Source organism: Streptomyces sp. NBC_00872 (assembly GCF_045161915.1).
Taxonomy (GTDB): domain Bacteria; phylum Actinomycetota; class Actinomycetes; order Streptomycetales; family Streptomycetaceae; genus Streptomyces.
This window is the reverse complement of the sequence record NZ_CP108806.1, coordinates 4,578,948-4,597,751: the sequence shown is the minus strand read 5'-3', so window position 1 is coordinate 4,597,751 and position 18,804 is coordinate 4,578,948. Positions and strand designations below refer to the sequence as shown.

18 protein-coding genes are annotated in these 18,804 nt (G+C 69.6%); 10 read left to right on the top strand and 8 right to left on the bottom strand.

Features of this window, described 5'->3' with window-relative positions; genetic code table 11:
- Positions 1-124: 124 nt before the first annotated feature.
- Entirely contained in the window at positions 125-874 is a 750-nt protein-coding gene (locus tag OG214_RS19615) for a D-Ala-D-Ala carboxypeptidase family metallohydrolase (RefSeq protein WP_405985473.1), read from the bottom strand.
- 462 nt (positions 875-1,336) lie between these two features.
- On the opposite strand from OG214_RS19615, the gene OG214_RS19610 reads away from it, so the two are divergent.
- Positions 1,337-1,822: a peptidoglycan-binding protein gene (locus OG214_RS19610; RefSeq protein ID WP_405985472.1), complete on the top strand. Its 486-nt coding sequence runs from the start codon at positions 1,337-1,339 to the stop codon at positions 1,820-1,822.
- 153 nt (positions 1,823-1,975) lie between these two features.
- On the opposite strand, the gene OG214_RS19605 is transcribed toward OG214_RS19610, so the two are convergent.
- Entirely contained in the window at positions 1,976-2,944 is a 969-nt protein-coding gene (locus tag OG214_RS19605) for a ParB N-terminal domain-containing protein (RefSeq protein WP_405985471.1), read from the bottom strand.
- Between the two features lie 239 nt (positions 2,945-3,183).
- On the opposite strand from OG214_RS19605, the gene OG214_RS19600 reads away from it, so the two are divergent.
- On the top strand, positions 3,184-4,257 hold the full coding sequence (locus OG214_RS19600; protein WP_405985470.1) for a hypothetical protein: 1,074 nt from the start codon (positions 3,184-3,186) through the stop codon (positions 4,255-4,257).
- A 15-nt stretch (positions 4,258-4,272) separates the two neighbouring features.
- On the opposite strand, the gene OG214_RS19595 is transcribed toward OG214_RS19600, so the two are convergent.
- A complete protein-coding gene (locus OG214_RS19595; RefSeq protein ID WP_405987551.1) occupies positions 4,273-4,761 on the bottom strand; it encodes a GNAT family N-acetyltransferase in 489 nt (162 codons plus the stop codon).
- Positions 4,762-5,193: 432 nt separating this feature from the next.
- Here OG214_RS19595 and OG214_RS19590 point away from each other — a divergent pair, with 432 nt between their 5' ends.
- Positions 5,194-5,577 carry a DUF6344 domain-containing protein gene (locus tag OG214_RS19590; RefSeq protein ID WP_405985469.1) on the top strand — a complete coding sequence of 128 codons (384 nt, stop codon included), beginning with the start codon at positions 5,194-5,196 and terminating at the stop codon, positions 5,575-5,577.
- Positions 5,578-5,743: 166 nt separating this feature from the next.
- Here OG214_RS19590 and OG214_RS19585 read toward each other — a convergent pair whose 3' ends face one another.
- Positions 5,744-6,433 carry a DUF5324 family protein gene (locus OG214_RS19585; protein WP_405985468.1) on the bottom strand — a complete coding sequence of 230 codons (690 nt, stop codon included), beginning with the start codon at positions 6,431-6,433 and terminating at the stop codon, positions 5,744-5,746.
- A gap of 464 nt (positions 6,434-6,897) precedes the next feature.
- On the opposite strand from OG214_RS19585, the gene OG214_RS19580 reads away from it, so the two are divergent.
- Together OG214_RS19580 and OG214_RS19575 are read left to right on the top strand one after the other, a co-directional pair.
- Complete coding sequence (locus OG214_RS19580; RefSeq protein WP_363078979.1) at positions 6,898-7,425, top strand: peptidylprolyl isomerase; 528 nt, start codon at positions 6,898-6,900, stop codon at positions 7,423-7,425.
- Between the two features lie 145 nt (positions 7,426-7,570).
- Positions 7,571-8,497 carry a rhomboid family intramembrane serine protease gene (locus OG214_RS19575; RefSeq protein WP_363078980.1) on the top strand — a complete coding sequence of 309 codons (927 nt, stop codon included), beginning with the start codon at positions 7,571-7,573 and terminating at the stop codon, positions 8,495-8,497.
- A gap of 346 nt (positions 8,498-8,843) precedes the next feature.
- Here the strand turns inward: OG214_RS19575 and crgA are convergent, their stop codons facing one another.
- A complete protein-coding gene (crgA, locus tag OG214_RS19570; RefSeq protein WP_363078981.1) occupies positions 8,844-9,101 on the bottom strand; it encodes a cell division protein CrgA in 258 nt (85 codons plus the stop codon).
- 141 nt (positions 9,102-9,242) lie between these two features.
- Here crgA and OG214_RS19565 point away from each other — a divergent pair, with 141 nt between their 5' ends.
- From OG214_RS19565 to OG214_RS19545, 5 genes are all read left to right on the top strand, one after another.
- Complete coding sequence (locus tag OG214_RS19565) at positions 9,243-10,010, top strand: DUF881 domain-containing protein (RefSeq protein WP_363078982.1); 768 nt, start codon at positions 9,243-9,245, stop codon at positions 10,008-10,010.
- A 186-nt stretch (positions 10,011-10,196) separates the two neighbouring features.
- A complete protein-coding gene (locus OG214_RS19560) occupies positions 10,197-10,370 on the top strand; it encodes a hypothetical protein (RefSeq protein ID WP_093605146.1) in 174 nt (57 codons plus the stop codon).
- The gene (locus OG214_RS19555; RefSeq protein ID WP_363078983.1) at positions 10,367-11,005 is read left to right on the top strand and encodes an aminodeoxychorismate/anthranilate synthase component II; all 639 of its coding nucleotides are present in this window, start codon (positions 10,367-10,369) and stop codon (positions 11,003-11,005) included. The genes OG214_RS19560 and OG214_RS19555 overlap by 4 nt, the downstream gene beginning before the upstream one ends.
- Positions 11,002-12,717: a class E sortase gene (locus OG214_RS19550; RefSeq protein WP_405985467.1), complete on the top strand. Its 1,716-nt coding sequence runs from the start codon at positions 11,002-11,004 to the stop codon at positions 12,715-12,717. Before OG214_RS19555 ends, OG214_RS19550 begins: the two co-directional genes overlap by 4 nt.
- Positions 12,718-12,779: 62 nt before the next feature.
- A complete protein-coding gene (locus OG214_RS19545; RefSeq protein WP_405985466.1) occupies positions 12,780-13,589 on the top strand; it encodes a class E sortase in 810 nt (269 codons plus the stop codon).
- A 153-nt stretch (positions 13,590-13,742) separates the two neighbouring features.
- On the opposite strand, the gene pknB is transcribed toward OG214_RS19545, so the two are convergent.
- The 3 genes from pknB to OG214_RS19530 all read right to left on the bottom strand — a co-directional run bounded on the left by pknB (position 13,743) and on the right by OG214_RS19530 (position 18,779).
- Complete coding sequence (gene pknB, locus OG214_RS19540) at positions 13,743-15,728, bottom strand: Stk1 family PASTA domain-containing Ser/Thr kinase (RefSeq protein WP_405985465.1); 1,986 nt, start codon at positions 15,726-15,728, stop codon at positions 13,743-13,745.
- Positions 15,729-15,897: 169 nt separating this feature from the next.
- On the bottom strand, positions 15,898-17,364 hold the full coding sequence (locus OG214_RS19535) for a penicillin-binding protein 2 (protein ID WP_363078987.1): 1,467 nt from the start codon (positions 17,362-17,364) through the stop codon (positions 15,898-15,900).
- Positions 17,361-18,779, bottom strand: a complete 1,419-nt coding sequence (locus OG214_RS19530; RefSeq protein WP_363078988.1) for an FtsW/RodA/SpoVE family cell cycle protein — start codon at positions 18,777-18,779, stop codon at positions 17,361-17,363. Before OG214_RS19530 ends, OG214_RS19535 begins: the two co-directional genes overlap by 4 nt.
- Positions 18,780-18,804 lie beyond the last annotated feature (25 nt).

Here is an 18,804-nt window from a genome sequence, read left to right as displayed (position 1 = left end):
TGGGACGGACGGGACGACGGGACCGGGCGACGGGTAGGGACGGGGCCCGGCGCCGGCAGCGCGACACCGGGCCCCGCAGGTTCACCGGGAACGGGAACGAGAACAGGAACGTGAACGGGAGCGGTCAGAAGCCGTAGGACGCACAGCCCGGGGCACTCCAGTACGGCGACGGGTCGTGGGCCAGGTGGGTGTGGTCGTTGTGACCCTCGTATCCCTGGCCGAGGATCTCCGAGAAACCGGAGGTCTTGCCCTTCACCGCGAAGGCGCAGCGAGCGGCGACGGTGCCGGCCGTGAGGTCCGCGGCGTCACCGTAACGGTGGCGGCTGGTGGGCTCGCTGTCCGGCGGCTGGCAGGCGTCGGAGCGGAATCCGCTGCTGACGGTGATGGGATTGTCGCCCAGCTTGTGCCGGATGGCCTCCAGCTTCCACATGGTCCTCAGCGCGTTGCTCTTGGCGGTGGCCGCGGTGACGGCTCCGCCCGCCCAGGTGGTGTTGCACCGGTTGAGCTCGGAGTAGGCGAAGTGGATGGGGGTGCAGTCGCTGTCCGACAGCTGGTTGATCTTGGTGATCGTCTGGGTGCCGGCGACTCCGTCCGCGGCCAGGTTGTAGGCCTCCTGGAATCTGCGGACGGCCGCCTCCGTGCGTGCCCCGTAGACGCCGTCGTACGACAGGCGTTCGCCGGAGGTCACCCAGCCCGCGACGCGGATCTGAAGCTGTCTGACGTCCTCGTTCGACTCGCCCGGCTGGAGGGGCAGGTTGGACCATGTCCGGCACGCGACCGCGTGCGCGGTGCCGGCGGTGGCGCCGACACCCACGATGATTCCCGTCATGAGCATGACAGTGGCGAGTAGAGAGTGCAGAGCTCTCCTGAGCATGCCGATCTCCTCGGTCGATGGATTCGTACGGGCCCAAGGCCCTGATTGGCGGGGCCAAACATAGGCAAGGGCCGGATATCGGGAAACCGGCGGACTGAACACGGTCGGACTGCTGTGGCACGTCGCCACATGCGTGCCTGCCGACCCGGGCCAGGCCCTGTCCGGCGGATCTTCGTGGGCCCGGAACGCCTGGCACGGCACCTCGCCGCGTTGTCGGAGTCGTCCAAGTACGTCCGGACCGGCAGGAGGTTGGCAGGATCTTGCCACTGCCCTGCAAGCTCCTGCCTCGTGCGACCGGCGCCTCTCCGCCCGTACGGGAGCAGACTCCTAGTGACGCCGGCCGGCCGAGGCATCACCGCCGGCCTGCCCTTCCGCGAGCAGCCTCTCGCCCTTCCCTCTATTCATCTGGAGAGCTCTATGTTTTTCACCCGTCCTCGGCACGTCCTGCGCGGGACCGTGCCCGTGGCTCTGGCCTCCCTCATGGCCCTCGGGCTCAACGTCGCCGTGACCACGCCCGCCTCGGCCAACATCAACGACGGCTACATCTCGGGATCCGGGGCCTTCGCGGACGACTGGGACGACGAAGGCACCCTGGCCAGGGGGTACCCCGGCACGTACTCCAACGCCACCTGCCTGTGGCAGAAGGTCCTGTACGCCGACGGTTACCTGCTCAACTCCGAGGTCGACGGGGTCTTCGGCACCACCACGGAAGCGGCCACCTACAACTGGCAGCGCGCCCGCGGACTGGAGGCCGACGGCATCGTCGGGAAGCTCACGTTCGCCAAGGCGGGCGACAAACTCCGCGATCAGACCGGCGACGGCAAGGTGGAGACATACGACGGGACCAAGCTCGACATCACCGTCGTTCGTAACTCCAGCGGACGCTACGAGTTCTCGGAAGGCATCTCGACCCACGTCGCCTCCTACACGAATCGGACGTGCGCCTGAGCTGCCCGTCCGGCCATTCGGCGGACCGTTCGTCCGAGTCCGCGAACACCGACCGCCTCAAGCACCGCGCCGCCGGAGCCCGCTTTCGGGCTCCGGCGGCGCGGTGCTGGGCACGGACGATCGTGAACGTCCACAGGCACGGGGCGAGGCCCGTCACACAGCGATCCCCGGAGCGTCCTGCCCGGGATTCCCGTCGGCGACCTGCGCCCCAAAGCGCTGCCAGCCCTCCGCACAGGCACGGGCCACCAGTTGAAGCGACTCCCGAGAGTGGCTCGCGGCCGCCTGCGCGATCGAGTCAGGCCGTTCCATGAACGCCAGAGTCGAGGTCGCCAGGCGCAGCAGTGTCCGGCCCTGATCGTTGTACCGGAGGGACGGATCCCGCAGCAGCTGCTCCAACCGGGGCCGCAGGATGTCGGCCGACGCCGCGGCCGGAGCGTCCTTCGGCTCCGCCGCGAGCCTGCGGCGTACATCCAGTGCCGTCCCCACGGAGATGCCCGCCCGGCGGGCGACGGCCCGCAGGCTCGCCTGCGGCTCGCGCACCATGATCTCCTGGGCCCGCTCCCGCCCCGCCCGGGCCGAGAGCGGACGGCGCCGTCCGTCCCGGCCGATGCGGAAGCCGGCCGCGGTCGTCCCCTCGGGGGCCGTCCGCGCGCGCAGCGCGGCGACGGTTCGCGGCGCGACGCCGCACACCGACGCTATCCACCGGTCGGACCGCTCCTGATGTGAGGCGAGGATGCGTTGTACGGCGGCGGCGCGCTCGTGTCCGGCCAGGGGCAGTCCGTGCGAGGCGTTGAGGCGTACGGCGGCCACGAAGGCCTCGTCGTCGGATCCCTCGAACCACCGCACGGGGACATGCTCCAGGCCGTGTGACCGTGCCGCGGCCACACGGTGCCGACCGTCGACCACCCGCATGGTCGCCCTGTGGATCAGAACGGGCGGCAGTACGTCCAAGCGCTCGGCGAGCAACCGGACGTGTGCCATGTCCAGGCCTCCCAGCCGCGGTGAGTCTCCCTCGGCCAGGGCGGTGATCGCGACCGTTGCCACACCATGGTCCGTCATCGCCGAAGCCCCGCCCGCGCCGCGGGCGTCATGGTGCGGATCGCTGATGTCGCGCGTTGTCATCGGGCTCCCCCAAGAGACCTCGGCCGTTCGGACAGGCGTGAAGTCGAACCCTTAGGAACCCTGCCAGCCGCAGGTGCCCGGTTGAAGCGGCGCGGGTGGCAGCTTGCAGCCACCCGCCGACAGCCTCTTGCCACATCCCTCCGGAGGAAACGGCCCACCGGCCCCGCCGGGTCACCGCCTACTCGGCAGTGCCGCGCTGCCTGCGCAACGGCCCGGCGACCCGCTTCCGCGGGGCGCGGGTGACGTTCGCGCACCGGGACGCGCGGGCCGTCGGTGAGCGGCAGGCGAGCCTGGTGTACGGGGTGTTCCTCCATACGCACCGGCAGTACCGGCTGACGGCCGATCATCTGGTGGCGCACTTCGCCCGGTGGCCCGCCGATGAGCCGGCCGGGCTCATGGTGGGAGCTTTCTCCGCCTGTGGGGACGCCGCCTACCGCGCGCACGGCGATGCTCTGGTGGAGCGGCAGGCCGCGCTGGCCGGCCCGGAGAGCTGGCCCTGGCTGAGCTGGCTGGCCTCGACCAGGGCGGAACAGGGCCGGGTACGGGAGGCGCACGAACTGGCGGGACGGGCCTTGGCCCTGTATCCCCGCTCGGGTTCGGCCGCGCACGCCCTCGCGCACGCCGAGCATGAGCTGGGCACCGGCCACGCGTCCGTCGAATTCCTGGACCGGTGGCTCGCGGTCGACCCGCAGGCGGTGCAGTTACGGCATCTGAACTGGCACGCCGCGCTGCAGTCGATCGCCTGTGGCGACTTCCCGGACGCGCGCCGGCGCGCGGACGCGGCGCTGGCGCGTACGGATGTCGGCATGCGGGCCGCGACGAACTGGCGTCTGCTGCTGGCCGGGCAGACACCGGCCGGTCAAAGCGATCCGGAGCATGTACGGGAACTGCTCGCGGCGCCGGGCGGGATGGCGGAGATCTTCCACACCTTCAACCTCGCCCTGGCCCTGGCCGTGGAGGCCGCGACCGAGGACCTGCACATCCTGGCCCGCCGGGCCGCCGCCGACGAACGCCCCGACTACCGCGAAGTCCTGGCCCCCGTGGTCCAGGCGCTGGCGGAGGTCACCGCGGGCCGCCCCCGTGCGGCGGTGGACCTGCTGAGCGGTCTGGGCGAGAAGGCGGAGCGGATCGGCGGAGTGCGGGTGGAGCGGGAGATCATCCAGGACACCCTCGCCCGTGCCCTCGTCGACGCGGGCGAGCACGCCCGCGCGGCCGGTCTGCTGCACCACCGCACCGCCACCCGCCGCCACCACACCTACGAGGACCTCCTCCTCACCGCTGCCGCGCCGGCCACGGCGGCCGGGCCCCGCTGATCTCCCACCGCCGGGTCAGTGCACGGTGGGGCTGCGGCGTTCGAGGAGGACGACGTCGCGCCACCGGCCGTGGTGGCGGCTGACGCGCTCACGGGTGCCGATGACACGGAACCCGGCGCGGCGGTGCAGGGCGAGGCTGGCGGTGTTCTCCGGGAAGATGCCGGACTGGACGGTCCAGACGCCGGCGGCGTCGGTGGAGGCGAGCAGAGCGTCCAGCAGCGCCGCGCCCACCCCGTGGCCGCGGGCGCCGGGGTGGACATAGACGGAGTGCTCGACCACCCCGGAGTACGCGCGCCGGTCGGAGACCGGCGCCACGGCGGTCCAGCCGAGCACCCGCCCGCGGTCGCCGAGGGCGACCAGCCGGTGCTCCGGAAGCTTGGCGGCGTCGAATTCCGCCCAGGTGGGCGCGGCGGTCTCGAACGTGGCGTTCCCCTCGTCGATGCCGAGCTGATAGATCGTCAGGACCTGCTCGGCGTGTTCGGGCCGCAGGGCCGCGATGCGCATCTGTGTCGTCGCGGTTGTCGCGGTCACGCTGCCGCCTCGGTGCCGAGGCCGGCGAGTAGGCCGCCGACGCGCCGCTCGGAGCCGACCGGACCTGCCTTACGCGGCGCTTTCAGCGGCGGTCGCGCCAGGGACACCAGCCGGATTGGCCGAGCGGGCGCGATCCGGCGTGACCGAACGTCCCGTATCCGCGTGCCCGGGTTTGACGGCCTGGGGGCGTCCCGGCCTGTTGACGCAGGTCGGGACGGACTTTCCGCTGTTCCGCCGTGGTGGTCGCGGTCGTGCTTTCGCGGGGGTGTCAGGGGACGCGGTTGGACCGTACGAGTGGTGTTCATCCGAAGAGCTGCGCGAGAACGGCGTCGCTCCGTGGATTTTCGAGATGCGTACACATCATGAGGAAGGTATGTAGATCGCCCAACCCGAAAGCGAGGGGTCATGGCCGCCTTCAAGGTCAAGAAACTGTGGACCGTCTTCATCACCGCCTTCTTCGCGGTGCTCGCCTCCCTGGGGCTGACCAGCCCCGCCGCCGCTGCCGGCAGCGCCGTACAGCAGCCGGTCGAGCAGCCCGTGCCGGCGCCGGTCGCCGCGCAGTCCGTCGAGCAGGGTGAGGCGGCACCCGTACGGGCAACCGTACCCAGGCCGGCCGCGCCGTCACGCGACCGGTCGCTGCCGCCCACGATCAAGCAGCGGATCAACGCCGAGGCGCACGGGTCGTCGCCGTCGGTCCGCCAGCTGCCCGCGGACACGACGGGCGCGGTCGACTCCGAAGCGGCCCGTGCGAACGCCCATGCCGCGGACGCGGCACTCGTCGCCGCGTGACCGGGCCGAGTTTCCGCGTACACGCGGTGCGCGCCGGACACGGCAGACCCGCCAGGCACGGCAGAACCGTCAGACCCGTCAGACCCGGCAGACCCGAACAGCGCATGGACCCGCAGCGTCATCAGGCGCAACGTCATCAAGGGCAGCGTCATCAGGCACGGCGTGATCAGGGACGGTCGCCCCGGCGACGTGCCTCCTCCTCCGCCTGGCGAGCCTTCGCCTGTACCTCGGGATCGAGCGGATCGACCACATGGCTGCCGTCGACGGACGTCAGCGGGCCGCGCTCCGAGACCTCGGTAGCGGCGGGAGGTTCCACCAGCCAGTCCGGGTTCGCCTGCTTGTCCCACCACTTCCACGCGGCGAAGGCGCCACCGGCCAGCACACCGAGAGCCGCCAGGCCCTTGGCCAGCCGTCCGGCCCTGGCCCGCCGCTCATGCTTCCTCACCAGCTTCTGGATGTCCTTCGCCGTGATCTGTCCGCGCAGAGCGGCCAGGGCTGCCGCCGAACGCGCCGCGGCCTGCTCCGCGACCGGCTGCGCGGTGGCCATCGCATGCCCGACCTTCGGCACCGTGTAGTCCGCCGCCTGACGGGCGGCCTGGCGAGTGCGCAAGGCGGCACGGTGAGCCGCCACATCGACCTTTGGGGGCACCCTGGGCGCCACATGGGCGCCGTACTGAATACGAGCCTGCTGAGCGGCCTTGGTCATTGTCGGGGCGAGCCTCACGCGCGCCTCATGTGCGTACAGAGCGGCCTGCTCCTTGGCCGTACCGGCATAGGGGGCCACCGCTTCCGCGGCGTGCTGCACGCTCTCCTTCGCCGAACCGGTAGCGGTGCGCACGCTGTCCATGCGGGTCACAGGATCATCCTCCTCGGTGGCGTTCCGTATTTCGCCTATCCACCCTTTTCGAGATCATGCCTGCTGGACTCCGTCTCGGCATGCGATGCGGGCATCCGGGTCATGGAGGACGACGCGCGTGCGATTCCCCAGACGTGTGGGCGGTCGAGCCACGCGCGGCTTCGGCATGTTCCCCTCCGGGCCTGACCCTTCCCGGCCTGACCTTCCCGGCCTGACCTTCCCGGCGTGACTTCGCCGCCGGGCCTTCCGCGCGCCGTGCTTCCGGCGCGGTTCCGCCGTGTCTGCCGCGGTTCCGCCGGACTGTCGTCGTGTCTTCCATGGCGCCTTCCTCCATCGTGCCTCCATCCGGCCCCGAAATCGCCCCAAGACGGGCGCAAACCCCCGTCAAGGGCAGCGGCCGGGCATCCCAGGTGTCTTCCGTGCGAGGATCGTGAGAGTCAGAGCAGACTTACGGAAGGCAGATCGTGGCCGAGCAGCTTTACGCCACCCTGAAGACCAACCACGGCGACATCGAGATCCGGCTTCTGCCGAACCACGCGCCGAAGACGGTCAAGAACTTCGTCGAACTCGCGCAGGGCGAGCGGGAGTGGACCCACCCGGAGACCGGTAAGAAGACCACGGACCGGCTGTACGACGGCACCGTCTTCCACCGTGTGATCAGCGGTTTCATGATCCAGGGCGGGGACCCGCTGGGTAACGGCACCGGCGGCCCCGGCTATGAGTTCGGGGACGAGTTCCACCCGGACCTGGCCTTCGACAAGCCGTACCTGCTGGCCATGGCGAACGCCGGCCCGGGGACGAACGGCTCGCAGTTCTTCATCACGGTGGCGCCGACCGCCTGGCTGACCCGGAAGCACACCATCTTCGGCGAGGTCAGCACCGAGGCCGGCAAGAAGGTCGTGGACTCCATCATCGGCACCCAGACCAACCCGCGCACCGACCGTCCGGTGCAGGACGTGGTGATCGAGTCGGTCGTCGTCGAGACGCGCTGACCGCTCACGGACTGCTCGGTTCCCGGGTTCCCGGGAACCATCCCGCCCTGCCCGTCCGTAGTGGTTACATACCGGACGGGCGGGGCGGTGCGCTGTGCACCGCGCGCCGACCCGCCGTACGCCGTCACGAGGACCGAGGGGATCGATGGACCACCCGCCAGGCGGCCATGGAGGCCAGGATCAGCCCGCCGTCAGTGAGGGCCTGCCCGACTGCTACCGGCATCCGGGCCGGGAGACGGGTATACGGTGCACCCGCTGCGAGCGTCCCATCTGTCCCGAGTGCATGGTCGACGCCTCCGTGGGGTTCCAGTGCCCGGAGTGCGTCAGGCAGGGCTCGGGTTCCGGGCGCGGTCCGGCGCCGCATCAGCCGCGTACGCTCGCCGGCGGCACGATAGCGGCCGATCCCCGGCTGATCACCAAGATTCTGCTGGGTCTCAATGTCGCGGTCTTCGTCGCCGTGCTCGCCGTGGGCGATCAGTACCGGCTCGTCGAGGACCTCGATCTCGTGGGCAGTGTCTACGATCCCGCGGCCGACCAGTTCGTCGGTGTCGCGGACGGTCAGTGGTACCGCTTGCTGACCTCGGTCTTCCTGCATCAAGAGGTATGGCACATCGCCTTCAACATGCTGAGCCTGTGGTGGCTCGGCGGGCCGCTGGAGGCGGCGCTCGGCCGGGCCCGCTTTCTGGCGCTCTATCTGCTCTCCGGACTCGCGGGAAGCGCCCTCACCTATCTCGTCGTCGCGCCGAACCAGGGCTCGCTCGGCGCCTCGGGCGCCATCTTCGGACTGCTCGGCGCCACCGCCGTACTGATGCGCCGGCTCAAGTACGACATGCGACCGGTCTTCGCGCTGCTCGTGCTGAACCTGGTGCTCACCTTCACCTGGCCCAATATCGCCAAGGAAGCGCATCTCGGCGGCCTGGTGGCGGGCACGGTGATCGCCATCGCCATGGTGCACGCGCCCCGTGAGCGCCGGGCGCTGGTGCAGTACGGCACCTGTGCGCTGGTGCTGGTGGCGACGGTCGTGATGGTCGTGGTCAGGACCGCCACGCTGCCCGTGGTGCTCTCGCTCTGATCCCGGCCTTCGGAAGGGCCCCGGCGGCCTCCGGAAGGCGACCGCCGCCGGTGCCGAGGGACCGCTGTGTTCCGAGCGTGACGCCTTGGGGACTGCCCGTACTCCACAGTTGTCCACAGTGTGTGTCGAATCTTGTGCATCCTGTGGGGAACATGCGTACCCCTTGTCGCCGGTGTGGGTTTGACCAGCGGAGACAAGGGGTGAGCACGTCATCAGAATGGGCGATGTGATCACACCGGTGTCAACGGCCCGTGGAGTTATCCACAGATCGTCTGACCTTTTCCCCTGCTGTGGACAACGCTGTGGATAAGTCAGGGCAGAGCTTGACGGCCGGGTGGTGGACCCGCTACTTCCACTGGGTCGAGACACCGAAGCCGGCGGCGATGAAGCCGAACCCGACCACGATGTTCCAGTTTCCGAAGCTCTCCAGCGGGAGATCGCCCTCGGTCACATAGAAGACCACGATCCAGGCGAGCCCGATCAGGAACATGGCCAGCATGACCGGGGCCACCCAGCTCCGGTTGGTCAGCCTTATGGCGGTCGCCTGCTTCGCGGCCGGAGGCGGCGTGAAGTCGGCCTTCTTGCGGATACGTGACTTCGGCACGAGGGACTCTCCTGTCGATGCGCTGCGTGACCGCGCAGGGAACTGTAACGGGCTGCCGGGGCGGAGAGCAGGGGGAACACCACCGCCCCCGGGCGTCCGTTAGCGTAGTGCTTCCGCGGCGCCTAAGGAGATAAGGGTACGTTGAGCAATTCTGCCGACTCTCCCCCAGGGCCGGTCCGCCGTCCGGCACGGCGGCCCGTCCGGCTGCTCACGGCTGCCGTCTTCGCGCTCGCGGGGCTCATCTTCGTCACCAGTTTCAACACGGCCAAGGGCACCAACATCCGTACGGACGCCTCGCTGTTGAAGCTCTCCGACCTGATCCACGAGCGCGACCGCAAGAACGCCGAACTGGGCGACACCACGGCGGCGGTACGGCGCGAGATCGATGTGCTCGTCGGCCGTGACGACGGTTCCACCGAGGCCGGGAACGCCAGGGTGCGGGCGCTGGAGAAGGCCGCAGGCACCGAGAAGCTCACCGGCCGGGCCCTCACCGTCACCCTCGACGACGCCCCGCCGAACGCCACGGCCAACCCCGGCTACCCCGAGCCCCAGCCCAATGACCTCGTCATCCATCAGCAGGACCTCCAGGCCGTCGTCAACGCTCTGTGGCAGGGCGGCGCGGAGGGCATCCGCGTGATGGACCAGCGGCTGATCTCCACCAGCGCGGTGCGGTGCGTGGGCAACACGCTGATCCTCCAGGGCCGTGTCTACTCCCCGCCGTACAAGATCACCGCCATCGGTGACCAGGACAGGCTCCGCAAGGCCCTCACCGACGCGCCGGCTATCCAGAACTACCAGCTCTACGTGAAGGCGTACGGACTCGGCTGGAAGATCGACGAGCACGGCGAGGAGACGCTGCCCGGCTACACGGGCACGGTGGATCTGCACTACGCGGACCCGGTCGAGTAGCCCCTCGGGGACGGTTCGGTCCGGCGGGGCGGGCGGGGCGGGGCGTGTGGCGTCCGCGGCCGGGGTCTGTGACCAAGAGCAACCCCGAACCTGTGTGCACCTGCCTCATGCGCCGCCCATGTGTCCCTGCCGCCCTTTAGTCTGGTGCCGTACCGCCTCGGGGCGGCGGCGAACGGAAGGGACAGCATGTACGGCTGGATCTGGCGGCATCTGCCGGGCAACGCGTGGCTGCGTGCGGCGATCTCGCTCGTATTGGCGCTGGCGGTCGTCTATGTGCTGTTCCAGTACGTCTTCCCCTGGGCGGAGCCGCTGCTGCCCTTCAACGATGTGACGGTCGACGGATCGGGGGCGGCCGGATGAGCGCGCGGATTCTCGTCGTCGACAACTACGACAGCTTCGTCTTCAACCTCGTGCAGTACCTGTACCAGCTCGGCGCCGAGTGCGAGGTGCTGCGGAACGACGAGGTGACCACCTCCCACGCCCAGGACGGCTTCGACGGCGTTCTGCTCTCCCCGGGACCCGGCACCCCCGAACAGGCCGGTATCTGTGTCGAGATGGTGCGCCACTGCGCCGCGACCGGAGTGCCCGTCTTCGGCGTCTGCCTCGGGATGCAGTCGATGGCCGTGGCGTACGGCGGTGTCGTGGACAGGGCCCCCGAGCTGCTGCACGGAAAGACGTCCCTCGTCACGCACGAGGGCAAGGGCGTGTTCGCCGGGCTGCCTTCCCCGTTCACCGCGACCCGCTACCACTCGCTCGCCGCGGAACCGTCGGAGCTGCCGGCCGAGCTGGAGGTGACGGCGCGGACGGCGGACGGGATCATCATGGGCGTACGCCACCGTGAACTGCCCGTCGAGGGTGTGCAGTTCCACCCGGAGTCCGTCCTCACCGAGCACGGCCATCTGATGCTGGCCAACTGGCTGGCGCGATGCGGTGATCCGGGGGCGGTGGACCGGTCGGCGGGTCTCGCGCCGGTGGTGGGCAAGGCGCTCGCGTGACCGCACTCCGCCCTGAGCACGAGGCCGGTCACGGAGGCTCGTACGAGCAGGGAGCGTACGAGGACTCCGGCGCGTTCGAGGCGGCGGTGGAGGGACTGGCGGACCCGCTGAGCGATCCTCTTCCGGGACAGCGGGCTCCGGAGCCGACGCCGACTCCGGTGTCGACTCCGGTGCCGGGGCCGGGGTCAGGACGTCGTCGGCGGGGGCAGGCCCCGAGCCGGACCGCCGGGAACGGTGGCGTACCCGGGCCCGTACCGGGGCAGGGGGCCGCCACCGCGTCTGTACCGGGACAGGGGGGTGCGCCCGGGTCCGTACCGGGGCAGGGCGGTGCCCCCGAGCCGGCGGCGGGGCAGACGCCGGGGCCGCGGCACTCGCGGCGGGTCCCCGCCGAGGAAGCCGCCGCCGATCCTGAGTCGGAGTGGTCGGGCGACTACTACCGCCAGTACGCGGCCGAGACCCCGTCGGGGGCCCCGGGAGCGGGCGGGGAGTGGTCCGGCACCCCTGCCACCCCCGCGCACTACACGGACGGCAGGACGGCCTCCGGGCCACTGTCTCCGCCGTCCCCCGCGCTGTCCCCCGCGCCGTCGCCCTCCCCCGCACCTTCGCCGGTCCCAGCTCCGGCCCCTGCCGCGTCTCCCTCGTCGCCTCCGCTACCGCCGTCGGCATCGGCGTCGGCGTCGATACCCGGGGACGCTCCCGGTGCGGTACGGGACGACGAGACGGTCGCTCTCCGTACGGCGGACACGCGTCGCGCGGTCGAGCCGGGGCCCGGGGCGGATGAGGCCGCCACGGCCGTGATCCCGGTGGTGGTGGCACCGCAGGCGGAACCACAGGCGGAACCGTCGGTGGAACCCGTACTCCCTACGGGCGGCCGTGCGGAGCGCCGTAAGGCCGCCGCGAAGGGCGGTCGGGGCCGTAAGCGCCCCGAACCGGTGCCGGCGGGGTCCGGGGCCGGGGCGGGGCCCGAGCAGGGCTCCGGCGCGGCGACATCCGCCCGGCCGCTCTCCCGGGTCGAGGCACGCCGGGCCGCGCGCGCCGCCAAGGACAGTCTGGCCGTCGTCGCCAGCCGTGCGGTCGGTGAGCTGTTCATCACCTTCGGCGTGCTGATGCTGCTGTTCGTCACGTACCAGCTCTGGTGGACGAACATCCGGGCCGATGTCTACGCCGGCAAGGAGACCAGCAAGATCCAGGAGAGCTTTGCCACGGACCGGCAGCCCGGGGCCTTCGAGCCGGGGCAGGGGTTCGCCATCATGCACATCCCCAAGCTGGATGTCGTGGTCCCGATCGCCGAGGGCATCAGCAAGGCGAAGGTCCTCGACCACGGCATGGTCGGGCACTACGCGGAGGGCAGCCTGAAGACGGCGATGCCCTCCGACAAGCAGGGCAACTTCGCGGTGGCGGGTCACCGCAACACCCACGGCGAACCGTTCCGCTATATCAACCAGCTCCAGCCCGGCGACGAGATCATCGTCGAGACGCGGGACGCCTATTACACGTACGACATGACCAGCATCCTGCCGCAGACCGCACCGTCGAATGTGAGCGTGATCGGTCCGGTGCCGCCCGGTTCCGGTTTCACGGGCCCTGGGCGTTACATCACGCTGACGACCTGCACCCCGGAATTCACCAGTACCTACCGGATGATCGTGTGGGGCAAGATGGTGGAGGAACGGCCACGCAGCGAGGGCAAGCCCGACGCTCTCGTCGGCTGAGGCCGACCGGGATCGCCACAGGGACAGACAAGGCCGGGCAACAGGGACGGGGACGGGGCGCGGTGGCTGCGAGTACCGACAACGGGGAACAGACGGGAAGACCGCCGCTGCCGGACCGGGAGCAGGCGTCGGACGGCGTCCCGGAGGCGGACAGGCTCCCGGCCACGGCCACGGCTCCGCGCCGCCGGTTCCGTAGCCCTCTCGCGGCCGTGGTCAGCGTCTGCGGCGAACTGCTCATCACCGCCGGGGTCGTGCTCGGCCTCTTCGTCGTCTACTCGCTGTGGTGGACGAATGTCCTCGCCGACCGGGAGGCCGCCCGCCAGGGCGACGACGTACGCCACAACTGGGCCCGGGAGGGCACCGAGAGCGGCAGCCCCCGGGCGTTCGACTCCGAGGACGGGATCGGCTTCCTCCACGTTCCGTCGATGGGCGGCGGGGAGATCCTGGTCAAGAAGGGCACGGGCACCTCGCTGCTGAACGACGGTGTCGCGGGCTACTACACCGAACCGGTCAAGTCCGCCCTCCCCTGGGACAAGAAGGGCAACTTCACGCTGGCCGCGCACAGGGACGGCCATGGCGCGAGGTTCCACAACATCCACAAGATCAAGACCGGTGATCCGGTCGTCTTCGAGACGCGTGACACCTGGTACGTCTACAAGGTCTACAAGGAGCTGCCGAAGACCTCCAAGTACAACGTGGAGGTGCTCAGCCCCGTCCCCAAGGAATCGGGGAAGACCAAGCCGGGCCGCTATCTCACGCTGACGACCTGCACGCCCATCTACACCTCGGACTACCGCTACATCGTCTGGGCCGAGCTTGTCCGTACGGACAAGGTGGACAAGAACCGGACGCTCCCGCCGGAGCTGCGCTGACCGTCGCTCAGCGCCGAACGACGCGCTGAGAGTCGGCCTCAGCACTCCGGTGCGGCGGCGTGACAGGCCCTCCCGGGCCCTCCGGGACAGCAGAGAGCCCCGGCACCCTCCAACGGGTGCCGGGGCTCTCTGCTGGGCTCTGCGCCCCTGTGGCTATCCGCCGGAGGGGCCGCCGAAGAAGCCTCCGTTGTCGCCGCCTCCGTTGTTGTTGCCCTGCCCGTTCGTGTTGACGTTGACCGGGGTGTTCTTGGGCACCTGCTGTCCCGCCTGCTGTTCCTGGCCGAAGATCCGCGCGTTGTCGTCGTTCGGACCCTGGACATTGCCCAGTTGCAGACCGGCGCCCTGAAGGATCTGCTTGGCCTCGCCGATCGTCTTGAAGCGCAGATCCGGCACGGCGGTGAGCTCCGGCTGCGGCGGGCCCTTGGAGACATCCAGGGTGACCGTGGAGCTCTTGTCCGCCTTGCTGTTCTCCTGCGGGTCCTGCTTGACGACCGTGCCCGCCGGCTGGGTCGAGTCCACGTCGTTCCGCTCGACGACGAAGCCGAGGCCTTCGAGCTGGAGCTTCGCCGCGTCGAACTGCGTGCCGACCACCGGAGCCACGGTGTTCTGGGTCGTCTTGGCGATCTTCAGCGTGACCGTGGCGCCCTTCTCGGTCTTCGAGCCGCCCTCCGGGTCCTGTTCGAGGACCGTACCGGGGTCCTCGTCCGACTCGACCTGCTCGGTCTCGACGTTGAAGTTGTCGTCCTCAAGTATGGAGGTCGCGTTCTCGACGTCCTTCTGGGTGACGTCGGGGACCTTGACCTGCGGTGCGCCCGCCGAGACGACGACCTGGATGGTCTCGCCCTGGTCCATCTTGCCGTTCGCCGGGTTCTGGCTGCAGATGGAGCCCTTGGGCACCTCGCACCGCTCGGAGCCGGACTGGGCGACCTTCACGCTCGCGTTGTCCGCGAGTGTCTCGGCCTCCTGGAGCGTCTTGCCGATGAGCTGCGGGACCGGCACCTGAGTGGTGTCGTCGTTGCCGCTGAAGAACGCCCTGCCGATCAGTATCGCGCCGATCAGCACCAGGACGCCCGCCACCACCAGCAGTATCGTCGAGGTGTTCGATTTCTTCTGGCGGCGCCGGTCCGGGCGGTCGTCGTATCCGCCGCCGTATCCGCCCTCGTCCGGGCTCATGGGCGGCAGCATGGTCGTCTGGCCGGCCGGGTCGTTCTGGCGCAGCGCGGTCGTCTGCTGGCCGTCATGGCCGCCGTAACCGCCGCCGTAGCCCACCGAGCCCATGGCGGCCGTGGCGGCGACGGGCTGCCCGTCGAGGCAGGCCTCGATGTCCGCGCGCATCTCGTCGGCGGACTGGTAGCGGTAGTCCGGGTCCTTGACGAGGGCCTTGAGCACGATCGCGTCCATCTCGGGCGTGATCTCGGGATCGAAGACGCTGGGCGTCTGCGGCTCTTCCCGTACGTGCTGATAGGCGACGGCGACCGGGGAGTCCCCGATGAAGGGCGGCCGGACCGTCAGCAGCTCGTAGAGCAGACAGCCGGTCGAGTAGAGGTCGGAGCGCGCGTCGACCTGTTCGCCCTTGGCCTGCTCGGGCGAGAGGTACTGGGCGGTGCCGATGACGGCGGACGTCTGGGTCATCGTCATACCGGAGTCGCCCATGGCGCGGGCGATACCGAAGTCCATCACCTTGACCTGGCCGGTGCGCGTCAGCATGACGTTGGCCGGCTTGATGTCGCGGTGGACGATCCCGTTGCGGTGCGAGTACTCCAGCGCCTGGAGGATCCCGATGGTCATCTCCAGCGTGCGCTCGGGCAGCAGCCGCCGTCCGGAGTGCAGCAGTTCGCGCAGGGTCGAACCGTCGACGTACTCCATCACGATGTACGGGATGGAGACCCCGTCGACATAGTCCTCGCCGGTGTCGTAGACCGCGACGATCGCCGGGTGGTTGAGCGAGGCGGCCGACTGGGCCTCTCGGCGGAACCGGGCCTGGAAGGACGGGTCGCGGGCGAGATCGGCCCGCAGCGTCTTCACGGCGACGGTGCGGCCGAGCCGGGTGTCATGCGCGAGGTAGACCTCCGCCATGCCACCACGGCCGAGCACCGAGCCCAGCTCGTACCGGCCGCCGAGGCGACGCGGCTCTTCCATAACTGTTCCAGCCCTCTCCGTCAGTCCCGACCGCACCGGTGTGTGGTCCGGCGGTGTGCTGTTCGCGCCTACGCTACCGGGCACGCCGTATGTGATTGACCCATAGCGGTGACCTGATATACGACCGGTATCGCAAAGTGCGTCTACGGGACGTGAGCCGTGACCGGCGTCACTTCCTGCTGTCGATGACCGCCTTCATCACGTTCTTCGCGATGGGCGCCGCGAGACCGCCGCCGGAGATGTCGTCCCGGCTGGCGTTGCTGTCCTCGACGACGACCGCGACGGCGACGGGGGAGCCGCTGTCCGTCTTGGCGTATGAGATGAACCACGCGTACGGGTTCTTGCTGTTGTTCTCGCCGTGCTGCGCGGTACCGGTCTTGCCGCCGACCGTCACGTTCGGGATCTGGGCGTTCTTTCCGGTGCCCTCGTTGACGACCGTCTCCATCATGGTCTGGAGCATCTGCGCGTGCTCCTGGGTGAGGGGGCGGCTCATCTCCTCGGGCTCGGTCTTGCTGAGCACGTCCAGATTGGGGGCGCGCAGCTGGTCGATCATGTACGGCTTCATCAGCTTGCCGTCATTGGCGACCGCGGCGGCGACCATGGCCATCTGGAGCGGGGTGGCGCGGGTGTCGAACTGGCCGATGGAGGAGAGGGCGGTCTGCGACTCGTTCATCTCCTCGGGGAAGAACGAGGCGTTGGAGCGGACCGGGGTGAACTGCTCGGCGTTGAATCCGAACTTCTTCGCGGTGTCCAGCATCTTGTCCTTGCCGATGTCGGCGCCGAGCTTGCCGAAGACGCTGTTGCAGGAAACACGCAGCGCCTCCCGGAGGGTGGCGTCCTTGCAGGGGATGTTGCCCTCGTTCTCAAGCGGCGTCGTGGTCCCCGGCATGATCCAGGGGAGCGGGGAGTCGGTCGGCTCGTCTATGTCCGTGACCTTGCCGTGCTCCAGCGCGGCGGCGGCGGTGACCACCTTGAAGGTGGAGCCGGGCGGGTAGGTCTCGCGCAGCGCCCGGTTCTGCATCGGGTCGTCGGGATTGTTCTTCTTGTCCAGGGCGACCCAGGCCTCGGTGTCCTTGTCGCTGTTGCCCGCGAACTTCGACGGGTCGTAGCTGGGCGTGGAGGCCAGCGCCAGGATCTTGCCCGTCTGCGGGTCGATGGCCGCCACGGCGCCCTTGGCGTCCCCGAGGCCGTCGTAGGCGGCCTTCTGGGCGGCGCCGCTGAGGGTGGTGACGACATCACCGCCCTTCTTCTTCTTGCCCGTGAACATGGCCATGGTGCGGTCGAAGAAGAGCCGGTCGTCGTTGCCGGTGAGTATGCCGTCCTCAAGCTTCTCGATCTGGTTGGCGTCGAACGCCTGCGAGGCGAAGCCGGTGACGGGGGCCCACATGGGGCCGTCGACATAGGTGCGCTTGTAGGCGAAGTCGCTGTCGTCCGTCTTGACGGAGCCGGTGATGGCCTTGCCGTCGACGATGATGTTGCCGCGCTCGTTGCTGTAGCGCTCGATGAGCACACGGCGGTTGAACCGGTGCGAGTTCAGCTCGTCCGCGCGGACGTACTGGAGCCAGTTGTCCCGGATCAGCAGGGCGAGCACGAGAAGCCCGCAGAAGATCGCGATGCGTCGCAGCGGCTTGTTCACGGTCGGACCACCTGGGTCATCTCGGCGTCGGGTGACGGGGCGGGGGCCGGCGCGGGCCGGCGCGCGGTGTCGCTGATGCGGATCAGGATGCCGATCAGCGCCCAGTTGGCGAGCACGGAGGAGCCGCCGTACGCGACGAACGGCATGGTCATACCGGTCAGCGGGATGAGGCCCATGACCCCGCCCGCGACGACGAAGACCTGGATGGCGAAGGCGCCGGAGAGACCGATGGCGAGGAGCTTGCCGAAGGGGTCACGGGCGGCGAGGGCGGTCCGTACGCCACGCTCCACGATCAGCCCGTAGATCAGCAGGAACGCCATCGTGCCGGCCAGTCCGAACTCCTCGCCCACCGTGGTGAGGATGAAGTCGGCGTTGGCGGCGAAGCCGATCAGGTCGGAGTTGCCCTGGCCGAGTCCGGTGCCGAGCGTGCCGCCGGAGCCGAAGGACAGCAGGGCGTCGCCGATCTGCTGGCAGGCGCCGGTGGGGTCCGTCTGGTAGCAGTCGAAGGGGTCGAGCCAGGCGTTGACGCGGGACTGGACGTGCGGTTCGAAGGAGGCCACGCCGACCGCTCCCGCGACCGACATCAGCAGACCGAAGACGATCCAGCTCGTCCGCTCGGTGGCGACGTACAGCATGATCACGAAGAGACCGAAGAAGAGCAGCGAGGTGCCGAGGTCGGTCTCGAAGACCAGGATCAGGATCGACATCGCCCAGATGGCGAGGATGGGGCCCAGGTCACGGCCGCGGGGCAGATACATCCCCATGAAGCGCCTGCTGGCCAGGGCCAGCGCGTCGCGCTTCACCATCAGATAGCCGGAGAAGAAGATCGCGATGATGATCTTCGCGAACTCACCGGGCTGGATGGTGAAGCCGCCGATGCTGATCCAGATCTTGGCGCCGTTCACGGCGGGGAAGAACATCGGCAGGATCAGCAGCACCAGGGCCGCGGCCATCGAGATGTACGTGTAGCGCTGAAGGATGCGGTGATCCTTGAGGACCATCAGTACGGCGACGAACAGCGCGATGGCGATGGCCGAGTACATGAGCTGCTTGGGCGCGTCCGGGCTGTAGGAGCCGAAGAGCGCCTCCGCCCGGCGGATCAGCCGGGGCGACTGGTCCAGCCGCCAGATCAGTACCAGCCCGAGCCCGTTGAGCAGGGTGGCCAGCGGCAGCAGCAGCGGATCGGCGTACGGGGCGAACTTGCGCACCGCGAGATGCGCGATCCCGGCGAGCAGGGCGACGCCGAACCCGTAGCCGAGCATCCCGGCCGGTACCTTGCCGTCGAGGGCTAGCCCCACGTTCAGATACGCGAACACCGGGATGACGACGGCGAAGGCGAGCAGTCCGAGCTCGGTGTTGCGGCGGCTCGGTGCTTCGATCGCGCCGATGGTGGTCGTGTTGGTGACAACGCTCATGGTGGTGAAAGGCCCCCTACGGCCG